Origin of the sequence: Kribbella rubisoli, from assembly GCF_004217145.1 — a bacterium.
Classification (GTDB): domain Bacteria; phylum Actinomycetota; class Actinomycetes; order Propionibacteriales; family Kribbellaceae; genus Kribbella; species Kribbella rubisoli.
Genome location: NZ_SHKR01000011.1, coordinates 1,231,976 through 1,243,134, shown reverse-complemented (window position 1 = coordinate 1,243,134; position 11,159 = coordinate 1,231,976). Strand labels below are relative to the sequence as shown.

The following is an 11,159-nucleotide window of genomic DNA, read 5'->3' as shown; positions in this document are numbered from 1 at the left end:
AACAAGTTCCTCTCAGCTGGTGGTACGGCGAATGGCGTGGCCGGGGCGGGCGGTCGTTCGGTGCGAGTCGTCGATGACGGGCGTGCCGTTGACGAAGACGTACGGGATGCCCTCGGCCTGTTGGCGAGGCTCGGGGAAGGTGGCGGCGTCGCGAACGGCCCCGGGATCGAACAGAACCAGATCGGCGGCGTAGCCCTCGCGGACAAAGCCCCTGTCCGGCAGGCGGAGGCGGCGCGCCGGGCGGCCGGTCAGGTGGTGGATGCAGTCGGCCAGCTCGAGTACGCCGAGCTCGCGGACGTAATGCGCGAGGTATCGGGGGAACGTGCCCCACGAACGTGGGTGCGGCTTGCCGCCGACCAGGATCCCGTCCGAACCGCCGGTGTGTGACGGGTGCTGCATGATCGCGCGGACGTTCTCCTCGTGGCCGACGTGCTGCAGGATCGACGTGGCGAGATCGTCGCCGACCAGGATGTCGAAGAAGATGTCGGCGGCGGGAGTGCCGGAGCGCGCCGAAAGCTCGGCGACGGTGTGGCCAACCGCGTCGGACAGCAAGGGGTTGCGTACGCCGCCGATCTCGATCGTGTCCCACTCGACGACGCAGCCGTGACAGCCGTCCGAGCCGACCTGCTCGAGCTCATAGGTGATCTTCGACCGCGCCTCCGGATCGCGAAGCCGGGACAGCAACGCGTCGGGCCCGCCCTCGGCGGTCCAGCTCGGCAGGATCGCGGCCAGGGTGGTTGCCCCAGGCAAGTACGGATAGGTGTCGGTGGTGAGGTCGACCCCGCTGGCGAGCGCCTCGTCGATCATCGCGACCAGTTCGACTCCGCGGCCGGCGTTCGGCGCGAAGTTCATGACTGCGTGCGTGAGGTGCAGCGCACATCCGGACCGGCGTGCCACCTCGACCATCTCGGCGTACGCCTCGAGTGCGCCCTTGCCGTACGAGCGTTGATGCGGGGCGTAGTACCCGCCGTACTGCGCGACGACCTCGCACAACTCGACGAGCTCGTCGGTGTCGGCGAACATGCCCGGCGTGTACGTCAGCCCGCTGCTCATCCCGACCGCGCCGTCCCGCAGGCCGTCCGCGAGTAGTTGCTTCATCGTCGCACGTTCCGAAGCGGTCGCCGGACGGTTGGACGTGCCAACGACCATCATCCGCAGCGTGCCCTGTGGAACCAGGTACGCCGCGTTGCAGGCGACGCCCTCGTCGAGGCGGCCGAGGTATCCGGCGACGGTCGACCAGGTGAAGTCGAAGTCGTCCGGTTCACCGTTCCACCCGGCGATCTGACGACGTACGACGGCCCGCGTCGGATCGTCGATCGGCGCGAATGAGAGCCCGTCCTGGCCGAGCACCTCCAGCGTGACGCCCTGGCTGACCTTCGCGGTGTGGTCGGGGTTGACCAGGATCTGCAGGTCGGAGTGCGAGTGCATGTCGATGAACCCGGGTGCCAGCACCAGCCCGTCGGCGTCGATCGTCCGGTCCGCGCCGGGCAGGTCGTTGCCGATGGCCACGATCCGCCCGGCGTCGACCGCGACGTCGGCGTGGTACCCGGGGGAGCCGGAGCCGTCGATGACCAGCGCCCCCGTGATGAGGAGATCTGTCATCTCAGAAGAACGTCCGGACCAGGTCGACGATGACGGGATCGGCCGCGTCGGGGTCGTCGATGACCGGGATCAGGCCCCACTTGTCGAACGCCGTACAGGGGTGGGAGAGGCCGACGCGGAGTTCGTCGCCGATCACGACCGACTGCTCGTCGCCGAAGCGCAGGTAGCCGTGCTGGTCGTTCAGGTTCGTGACGGTCATCCCGGTGGCCGGCAGGATCGGCGATCCCTCGGACCGCGGCCGGATCAGCTGCGGCTCGGGCCAGTCCTGGTCGAACGGGAAGTCGCGGCGCCCGCCGTCGAAGATCGCGAGGCCGGGCTCGGGCTGCGACGTGATCCGCATCCAGCCGTGCATCGCCGGGACGAGCTGCTCGCCGTCGGTCCGCGGGTGCTCGCCGAGCGGGGACACCCGGCGGTACAGCCCGTCGTCGTGGGTGATGTACGCACCGGATCGCAGTACGACCCGGGCGCCGTTGCCGGCCTCCGATGCGAGGACCTTCGCGACCTGCTCGAAGTACTGGCTTCCGCCCGCGCTGACGATGGGTACGACGTCCGCGTCGTACACGCTCTTGAGCCGGTGGTGGACCTCGGCCAGGTCGCGCAGGTAGGCGCGGACCTCCTCGAGGTTGGCCTCGTCGACACCGTGCCCGATCGCACCCTCGTACCCGGCGACGCCGACGAGTCGCAGCGTCGATGCGTCCGCGATCGCATGGCCGACGGCCAGAGCGGTCTCTGCGTCGCGGGCACCGGTCCGGCCGCCGATGCCGCCGACCTCGACCATCACATCGAGCCGGCGCGCAGCTGGTCCGACGTACGCCGACCGGGCTGCCTCCATGATCTCGACGGTGCGGACCGAGTCCGCCCACACCATCACCTCGAACGACGGGTCCGCCGCGAGCTCGTCGGCGATCCAGCGCAGCTGCAGCGGGGAGATCACGGCGTTCGCGATCAGCACCCGCTGTACGCCGTACGCGCGGGCGACGCCGAGCTGGAAGCCGTTGGCGAGCGTGATCGCCCAGGCGCCGGCGTCCAGCTGCATCGCCCAGAGCGCGGGCGCCATCGTGGTCTTCCCGTGCGGCGCGAGCTCGACACCGTGGCGCTTGCACCAGGTGTCGAGGGTGTCGACGTTGTGCCGCAGGCCGGGCGCGGACAGCGTCATCAGCGGGGTGGGCAGCTGGGAGAGCCGTGGCCGGTCGGCGACGAGCTCGGCGACGGTCCGGCCCCAGAAACCTGGCGGCAGGGCCTTGTCCCGCCAGCTCACCTGCTGGTCAGCGAGAGCGGCGACGGCGGCGGCATCGTAAGCAGGCATCTGATCCCCTGGGGTCGAAGTTGCAGAATACGCAACGCTCATTGCGTATTCTGACTCGTCGGTTGTAGCATCGCGGCCAAAGTTGCGTCAACGCGCACCCCCATCCCACACCCCGTCGCCAAGGAGTGCCGATGCCCGAACCGCTCCCTGAGACGGCAGCAGTCTGCATCGGCGAGGCGATGATCATGCTGGCCGGCGGGCCGGGCGCGCTCGCGGACGTCGAGACGTTCCGGCGGTCGGTCGGCGGCGCGGAGTGCAACGTGGCCGGCGGGCTTGCTGCGCTGGGGGTTCCGACGGCGTGGATCTCACGGCTGGGGGACGACGGGTTCGGTCAGCACGTACTGCGGGACCTGCAGCAGCGAGGCGTCGATGTCGGGGGCGTGGAGGTGGACGCGGTCCTGCCGACGGCCCTGTATGTGAAAGAGTCGGAGGACGGTCGGTCGCGGATGCACTACTACCGGACCGGCTCTGCAGCTGCCGCTATGGACCCTGCGTTCCTGGACCGGCCCGCTGTACGCGAACGGCTCGAGCAAGCGCGGCTGGTGCACACCACCGGCATCACTGCGGCGATCTCCGCAAGCAGTGCGGAGATGTTGGAGCGGCTGGCCACGGAGCCGCGGTCGTTCATGTTGAGTGTCGACCTGAACTGGCGACCGATGCTGTGGCGGGACAAGGATCCGGCGCCGCTGTGGCGGTTACTGAAGGCGGCCGACATCGTGCTGATCGGGGCGGATGAGGCAGAGGTCTTCGCCGGGACGAGTGATCCGGACGAGTTGTACGAGCGTCTGGGGGCGAAGACCTTGGTGGTGAAGGACGACGCGCACACCGCGATGGTCCTTGAGCAGGACGGACGCCATGAGGTCCCAGCACTGTCCGTCGACGTGGTCGAGACGGTCGGGGCAGGCGATGCGTTTGCTGCGGGATTCCTCACCGGCACGTTGCAGGAACTCCCGATGGTGCAGCGGTTGCGGTTGGGGCATTTGACGGCGGCGGCTGTGCTGACGGCACCAGAGGATCACGCACCACCTCCAGCGCCGGAGGTGCGGGAGCGGTTGCTGAACTGCTCCGACGAGGAGTGGGCTGCTACGAAGATCGGCCCGGCATGAGTCAGAGCCTCGGTCGGGCGCTGCAGATCCTCACCAGTCTCGGTGAGGGCGAGCGCTCGCTGGACCAGCTCGCCACCGAGCTGGGCGTTCACAAGACCACAGTGCTGCGGCTGTTGCGCACGATGGAGGCTGACCGATTCGTACGCCGGGACGCCGCGCACCGCTACCGGCTGGGGTCGAAGCTGTTCGCTCTCGCGGACCTGGCCCGCGAGCAACACGTCGTACGCGAAGTCGCCGCGCCGCATCTGCGTGAGCTGAACCAGAAGACCGGCCAGACCGTCCACCTGGCGGCCTGGGAGAACGGCGAGGTCATCTACGTCGACAAGCTCGACAGTGTGCGATCGGTCCGCATGTACTCGCAGATCGGCGTACCGGCCGCTTTGCACTGCACTGCCGTCGGGAAGGTCCTGCTTGCCGCGCAGCCCAAGCGGCGGCGTGAGGCGATCGTCGAGTCGCTGGACTACCACGTGTACACGCCCAACACGATCACTGACCCGGACCGGCTGCGGGACGAGCTGGACGCGGTCGGGGAGCGTGGCTGGGCCCAGGACAAGGCGGAGCACGAGGCGTTCATCAACTGCATCGGTGCGCCGCTGAAGGACAGCACGGGGCGCGTTGTGGGGGCCGTGTCGCTGTCGGTTCCCGACGTACTGCTGAACTATGAGCAGGTGCTCGAACTGCTACCCGAGCTGCTCGCCACCGCCAACGCGATCAGTGCCGACTACAACTGAGAGGTGTCAGACCTGATGTCCGACAAGACCGTCGTCTCCACCACCGACGCGCCGTCGCCGATGCCCGTGTTCTCGCAGGGCGTCCGCAAGGGCAACATCCTGCAGGTGTCCGGCCAGGGCTCGGTCGACCCGGCCAGCGGCGACTTCGTGTTCCACGGCGACGTGAAGGCCCAGACCACCCGCGTCCTGCAGAACATCGAAGCGATCCTGAAGGCCGGCGGGGCGAGTATCGACGATGTGGTGATGCTGCGCGTCTACCTCACCGAGCGCGACAACTTCGCCGCGATGAACGAGGCGTACGCCGAGTTCGTGTCGACCCGCACCCCGAGCGGCGTGCTCCCGTCCCGCACCACCGTGTTCACCGGCCTGCCCCTGCCGGAGATGCTCGTCGAGATCGACGCACTCGCCGTCCTCAGCTAGCTCTGTGCAGGGACCCGGACCAGCGGCTCGTCGTTGACGGCCAGCTGGTCCGGGCCGCGGTCCCACCACAGCTCCTGCTGGGTGGTGAGATACGGGTACCAGCCGTTGACTCCGGTGCCGTGGTGCAGCGAGTGCACCACCTCGCTGAGGTACGCCGTGAGGTCCGGCCAACCTGTCGCGAAGTCGCCGATGCCGTCGTGGGCTGCCATGCCGAGACGGCCGGTGCGGACGTCGATGACCTGAAGGTCGCCCTCGCTGTCGGCCCAGGGGATCCAGTCTGGATGCCAATAGGGCTCCTCGGACGGCGGCCGGACGACGAAGCCGTCGAAGTCCGCCGCCAGTTCCATCCGCAGTTGCCAGCTCTCGGCGATCTGCGCGGCACTCGACGGTTGCGCCTCCGGCAGCAGGTTCGCCCACGTCGTGATGCCGTCGTGGCAGCGCAGAGACTCGATCAGCTCGGTTGGCAACTGGACCACCTCGACAGCGGCCCGCAGGTCCGCGTCACTGGCCGGCGGCGCGAGGACGGCGTACGTCGCGGGCGCGTGCTGCGACAGCCAGCGGTCGATGGCGGTCCAAGAGTCGGTGACGCTCACCGGGTGGACACTATCTCGACACGCTTCCCGCATCGCGGGATATGATTTCACGATGCAGGAAACCCGTGGTTCGGTGCAGTCGATCGACCGGGCTGTGGCGATCCTGCGGTGTCTCGACGCGCGTACTCCCGATCTCGGGATCAGTGATCTGGCCCGGGCAACAGGACTGTCCACGAGCACGGTGCATCGGCTGTTGCTGGCGATGCAGGAGAACGGGCTCGTCCGGCAGACGGCTCACCGGCGGTACGCGATCGGCCCGCTGGTCGTGCAGCTCGCGCACAGCGGTGGGATTCCGGCCGGCCTGCGGGACGCTGCGATGCCAGTGCTCCGTGCACTTCGCGATGACACAGGGGAGACCGCGGCTGTGCACGAGCTGCTGCCGTCCGGGCAGCGCGTCGTACTGGACCAGGTCGAGAGTCACCACCAGCTGCGCCGGACCTACACGGAATTCGGCCTGCCGGTCGCGTTGCCGCTCGGTGCGCCGGGGAAGTCGTTGCTCGCGTTCCTGCCGTTCGAGCGGCAGCAGGAGGTTCTGAAGGGCCCGCTCGAGCAGGTGCAGCCGGCCACCATCACTGACCCCGACGTGCTGGCCGAGCAGTTCGCGGACATCCGCCGGCGCGGGTACGCGATGTCGAGGACCGAGCGGACCGCAGGGATCTGCAGTGTGGCGGCGCCGGTGTTCGGCTACTCCGGACAGGTCGCGGGTTGTCTGAGTGTGTCCGGCCCCGAGATGCGGATGCCGGTGGATCGGATGGAGGAGTTCGGGATGCGGGTCGTCGCGGGTGCCTGGTCGGTGTCGGAGTTGCTGGGCGCCACCCCGGCCGCACGGGACCGCAGTACGGCGCTGGCCGGCGGCCGGTGATGTCCCAGGCTCGAAGTCTCTGGAAGATCGCACCGGCGGTCTATCTGCCCGCTCTGCTGTACGGAATCGGTCAGGGCGCGATCGCTCCGGTTGTAGCGCTCTCGGCAACTCATCTCGGCGCATCGGTAGCTGTGGCTGGATTGGTCGTCGCAGCAGCCGGACTGGGGCAGGTGATCGGCGACATCCCAGCTGGCGCGCTGACGAACCGCATTGGTGAACGCAAAGCGATGCTGGGCGCCACCGTCCTTGTTGCGCTCGCACTGGCCGCCTGTCTGCTCGTGCAAAGCGTCTGGGGACTAGCCATCGCCATCGGCTGCACCGGACTGGCCGGTGCGGTCTGGGGCCTTGCTAGGCAGGCGTATCTCAGCGAGGCAGTACCGATCGAGCTCCGCGCTCGCGCACTGTCGACGCTGGGCGGCGTACAGCGCATCGGCTCCTTCATCGGCCCGTTCCTCGGTGCGCTGGTGATGAAGTTCCTCGGTACCGACGGCGCCTACTGGGTGCACTTGGTCGCCGCGCTGCTTGCCTGTGCGGTCCTGGTGAGCCTGCCTGATGTCGCACACACCCGCGGGCGCTCGCCAGTCGCCGCGCAGTCGACCTGGGTCGTCATCCGCGACCACTTCCCGGTACTGCGAACTCTCGGCGTCGGAGCACTACTTGTAGGAGCCGTCCGCGCGTCCCGGCAGGTGGTGATCCCGCTGTGGGCGCTACACATCGGACTGGATCCGCAGACGACCAGCATCATCTTCGGACTGTCCGGTGCGGTCGACATGCTGCTGTTCTATCCAGCCGGCTCGGTGATGGACCGGCTCGGACGCAAGTGGGTCGCCGTACCATCGATGTTCGTGCTCGGGCTGGCGCACCTCTTACTACCGCTCACGCACACGACTGTCACGCTGACTGCGGTCGCCATGCTGATGGGGATCGGGAACGGGCTGGGCGCGGGCGTAATCATGACCCTGGGCGCAGATGCGTCGCCGCCCGTCGGGAGGGCCCAGTTCCTGGGCGCCTTCCGGCTCTTCGCGGATACCGGGAACGGCGCCGGGCCGTTGCTGCTGGCGGGGGCGACGGCACTCCTCGGGCTGGGGCCGGCGATCGTCATCATGGCCGGAACGGGCTGGGCCGCGGCGACAGCGATGCACCGGTGGATCCCGCCTCATCCACAACCGATTTTGTCAGAGTGACTTCAGCTATTACTCTGGACCTTGCCGAAGACCGCTGGTTGCTGCCCTAGGTAGCTGAAAGTCCCACTCAGGTGGGCGGCCCGCGCAGGTGACTTGGAAAGTGAAGCACGTATGTTCACGCCCTTGCGCCTGCGCAGGGGCGTTTCTTTTGTTCAGGGGTCCTTGGCGTGGAAGCCGATAGAAGGAGACCCCCATGGCGAGGCCGGACAAGGCAGCCGCTGTCGCGGAGCTGACGGACGAGTTCCGTAGCTCCAACGGCGCCGTGCTGACCGAGTACCGCGGTCTCACCGTTGCGCAGCTCAAGCAATTGCGGACTGCGCTCGGTGACGACGTGAACTACGCCGTGGTGAAGAACACGCTGACCAAGATCGCGGCCAAGGACGCAGGTGTCGACACGTTCGACTCGCTGCTCGAAGGCCCCTCCGCGATCGCCTTCATCAAGGGCGATCCGGTGGTTGCGGCCAAGGGACTGCGTGACTTCGCCAAGGCGAACCCCCTGCTCGTCATCAAGGGTGGAGTGCTTGACGGTAAGGCACTCGGCTCTGACGAGATCAGCAAGCTCGCTGACCTGGAGTCGCGTGAGGTCCTCCTCGCGAAGCTCGCAGGTGCGATGAAGGCGGCCCCGCAGCAAGCGGTGTCGCTGTTCGCTGCTCCGCTGTCGCAGGCCGCGCGCCTGTTCGCGGCGCTGCAGGACAAGCTGCCGGCCGAAGCCGCACCTGTGCAGGATGCAGTGGCGGACGAGGCGCCGGCCGTGCAGGACACGGTCGAGGCACCTGCCGAGGCGAGCACCGAGGAGACCGCTTCAGCCGAAAGCTGAAGCAGATCTCATCCGTAACACCCCATCAGTGATCACCAAGCAACATTTGTCAGGAAGGACCGCCATCATGGCGAAGCTCAGCACCGAAGAGCTCCTCGGCCAGTTCAAGGAACTGACCCTGCTGGAGCTGTCGGAGTTCGTTAAGGCGTTCGAGGAGGAGTTCGGCGTCACCGCCGCCGCCCCGGTCGCCGTTGCCGCCGGCCCGGTTGCGGGCGGAGGCGCCCCGGCCGAAGAGGCCGCCGAGCAGGACGAGTTCGACGTCGTTCTCGAGAGCGCCGGCGACAAGAAGATCCAGGTCATCAAGGAGGTGCGCGGTCTCACCAGCCTTGGGCTGAAGGAGGCCAAGGACCTCGTCGAGTCGGCCCCCAAGGCCGTCCTCGAGAAGGTCGACAAGGCTGCCGCGGAGAAGGCCAAGGAGGCCCTCGAAGGCGCCGGCGCCACCGTCACCCTCAAGTGACCTCGCTTACGCTCCGTCAAGGAGCGTAACGAATGTGTAGAGAAGGGCGGTCCCCGCAAGGGGGCCGCCCTTCTGGCATTACGTGATGGTTAGTATCGCAACCGCTTGACAGCCAGGGGTTACGAAAAAACGTACTCGTGCGTAACCTAGGCCACTGCTCCCTCGTTGGACCCACGTACTCGTCGGTTCGGGGCAGCCAGAACATCCCCGTGAGGCAGAGCCGATTGGAGGGCCAGGTGGGCGTCGAAGTCCGCGTCGAAGGTCTCACCAAGTCCTTTGGTAGCCAGCTGATCTGGGGCGATGTGTCCCTGACCCTGCCGGCCGGTGAGATCTGCGTGATGCTCGGCCCGTCCGGCACCGGCAAGTCGGTCTTCCTGAAGACGCTGATCGGGCTGCTCAAGCCCGACAAGGGGCATGTCTGGATCGAAGGCACCGACATCGCCACCTGCAGCGAGCGCGAGCTGTACGACATCCGCCGGCTGTTCGGCGTGCTGTTCCAGGACGGCGCGATGTTCGGCTCGATGAACCTGTACGACAACGTCGCCTTCCCCCTGCGCGAGCACACCAAGAAGTCCGAGTCCGACATCCGCTCCATCGTGATGGAGAAGATGGAGATGGTCGGCCTGGTCGGCGCCGAGCGGAAGCTGCCCGGCGAGATCTCCGGCGGGATGCGCAAGCGGGCCGGCCTGGCCCGCGCGCTGGTCCTCGACCCCGAGATCCTGCTCGTCGACGAGCCCGACTCCGGCCTCGACCCGGTCCGTACGTCGTTCCTCAACCAGGTGATGATCGACCTGAACGAGGCGTTCAGCCCGACGTTCCTGATCGTCACCCATGACGTGAACACCGCGCGGACGGTCCCGGACAACATCGGCATGCTGTACCACCGCCACCTGGCCATGTTCGGCCCGCGGGAGATGCTGCTGTCCAGCGAGGAGCCGGTGGTCCGCCAGTTCCTGAACGCGCAGATGGTCGGCCCGATCGGCATGTCCGAGGAGAAGGACGCCGACGAGCTGGCCGCCGAGGCCGGCCAGGAGCTGCCGCCGCTGCCGCCGATCCCGATCCAGCAGCTGCCCAGCAGCGGCATGCTCCGGCCGACCCAGCGGGAGCCAGGCGCCTGGTGCCGGGACAACGGCGTGACTCCGCCGCCGGGCTCGTTCGAATCGAACGTGGTGGGCGCCAGGTGACAGTACTGGATGCCGCGCTGCCGCGCGGCCGCTCACGGGGCTTTACCTCCCGGTCTTCCCTCGTCGCTCCGGTCGCTGCGCTCCCTGCGCTCCTCAGTCCAGACCGGGAGGCCCCGTGACCGTGTCTGCAACCGCCCCGCTGAAGCACGCAGGTTCGCTGTTCGCCTTCGCACTCGACACCGGCCGGGCCACGTTCCGCCGGCCGTTCCAGGTGAAGGAGTTCCTCCAGCAGGCCTGGTTCGTCGCGAGCGTGACGATCATCCCGACCGCGCTGGTCGCGATCCCGTTCGGCGCGGTGATCGCGCTGCAGGTCGGCGGCCTGATCAAGCAGTTCGGCGCGCAGGCGTTCACCGGCTCCGCCGCGGTGCTGGCCGTCGTACGAGAAGCGTCTCCGATCGCGACCGCGTTGCTGATCGCCGGGGCCGGCGGCTCCGCGATCTGTGCGGACCTCGGTTCCCGGAAGATCCGTGAAGAGCTCGACGCGATGATGGTGCTCGGCATCGACCCGATCCAGCGCCTGGTCGTGCCGCGCGTGCTGGCGACGATGCTGGTCGCGTTCTTCCTGAACGGCTTCGTCAGTGTGGTCGGCGTGATGGGCGGCTACGTCTTCAACGTCGTCCTGCAGGACGGCACACCAGGCAGCTACATCGCGTCGTTCACCGCGCTCGCACACCTGCCAGACCTGTGGCAGGGCCAGGTGAAGGCGCTGGTCTTCGGCTTCATCGCCGCGGTCGTCGCGGCGTACAAGGGTGTGAACGCGGGCGGCGGCCCGAAGGGCGTCGGCGACGCGGTCAACCAGTCCGTCGTCATCACGTTCATGCTGCTGTTCGTCGCGAACTTCTCGATGACCGCGATCTACTTCCAGCTCGTCCCGCCGAAGGGTGCGTGACGTGTCGG

At 67.9% G+C, this 11,159-nt stretch carries 12 protein-coding genes; 9 read left to right on the top strand and 3 right to left on the bottom strand.

The window, feature by feature from the left end:
- Positions 1-12: 12 nt before the first annotated feature.
- Positions 13-1,602, bottom strand: coding sequence for an N-acyl-D-amino-acid deacylase family protein (locus EV645_RS08865; RefSeq protein WP_130441553.1), 1,590 nt, complete (start codon positions 1,600-1,602; stop codon positions 13-15).
- Position 1,603: 1 nt separating this feature from the next.
- The gene (locus EV645_RS08860) at positions 1,604-2,908 is read right to left on the bottom strand and encodes a type III PLP-dependent enzyme domain-containing protein (protein WP_130441551.1); all 1,305 of its coding nucleotides are present in this window, start codon (positions 2,906-2,908) and stop codon (positions 1,604-1,606) included.
- A gap of 131 nt (positions 2,909-3,039) precedes the next feature.
- Here EV645_RS08860 and EV645_RS08855 point away from each other — a divergent pair, with 131 nt between their 5' ends.
- From EV645_RS08855 to EV645_RS08845, 3 genes are read left to right on the top strand one after another with little or no spacing between them, the layout of a single operon-like run.
- Complete coding sequence (locus EV645_RS08855; protein WP_130441549.1) at positions 3,040-4,014, top strand: sugar kinase; 975 nt, start codon at positions 3,040-3,042, stop codon at positions 4,012-4,014.
- Positions 4,011-4,745, top strand: coding sequence for an IclR family transcriptional regulator (locus tag EV645_RS08850; RefSeq protein WP_130441547.1), 735 nt, complete (start codon positions 4,011-4,013; stop codon positions 4,743-4,745). Before EV645_RS08855 ends, EV645_RS08850 begins: the two co-directional genes overlap by 4 nt.
- Positions 4,746-4,760: 15 nt before the next feature.
- Positions 4,761-5,165: a RidA family protein gene (locus tag EV645_RS08845; protein WP_130441545.1), complete on the top strand. Its 405-nt coding sequence runs from the start codon at positions 4,761-4,763 to the stop codon at positions 5,163-5,165.
- Here EV645_RS08845 and EV645_RS08840 read toward each other — a convergent pair.
- Positions 5,162-5,758: an SMI1/KNR4 family protein gene (locus tag EV645_RS08840; protein WP_242000282.1), complete on the bottom strand. Its 597-nt coding sequence runs from the start codon at positions 5,756-5,758 to the stop codon at positions 5,162-5,164. The genes EV645_RS08845 and EV645_RS08840 overlap by 4 nt on opposite strands.
- Before the next feature lie 52 nt (positions 5,759-5,810).
- Here EV645_RS08840 and EV645_RS08835 point away from each other — a divergent pair, with 52 nt between their 5' ends.
- The 6 genes from EV645_RS08835 to EV645_RS08810 all read left to right on the top strand — a co-directional run bounded on the left by EV645_RS08835 (position 5,811) and on the right by EV645_RS08810 (position 11,151).
- On the top strand, positions 5,811-6,620 hold the full coding sequence (locus EV645_RS08835; protein ID WP_130441541.1) for an IclR family transcriptional regulator: 810 nt from the start codon (positions 5,811-5,813) through the stop codon (positions 6,618-6,620).
- The gene (locus EV645_RS08830; protein ID WP_130441539.1) at positions 6,620-7,804 is read left to right on the top strand and encodes an MFS transporter; all 1,185 of its coding nucleotides are present in this window, start codon (positions 6,620-6,622) and stop codon (positions 7,802-7,804) included. Before EV645_RS08835 ends, EV645_RS08830 begins: the two co-directional genes overlap by 1 nt.
- Positions 7,805-7,997: 193 nt before the next feature.
- Entirely contained in the window at positions 7,998-8,621 is a 624-nt protein-coding gene (gene rplJ / locus EV645_RS08825) for a 50S ribosomal protein L10 (RefSeq protein WP_130441537.1), read from the top strand.
- A gap of 67 nt (positions 8,622-8,688) precedes the next feature.
- On the top strand, positions 8,689-9,078 hold the full coding sequence (gene rplL, locus EV645_RS08820; RefSeq protein WP_130441535.1) for a 50S ribosomal protein L7/L12: 390 nt from the start codon (positions 8,689-8,691) through the stop codon (positions 9,076-9,078).
- 236 nt (positions 9,079-9,314) lie between these two features.
- Positions 9,315-10,262: an ABC transporter ATP-binding protein gene (locus EV645_RS08815; protein WP_130441533.1), complete on the top strand. Its 948-nt coding sequence runs from the start codon at positions 9,315-9,317 to the stop codon at positions 10,260-10,262.
- Between the two features lie 115 nt (positions 10,263-10,377).
- Complete coding sequence (locus tag EV645_RS08810) at positions 10,378-11,151, top strand: MlaE family ABC transporter permease (RefSeq protein ID WP_130441531.1); 774 nt, start codon at positions 10,378-10,380, stop codon at positions 11,149-11,151.
- Positions 11,152-11,159 lie beyond the last annotated feature (8 nt).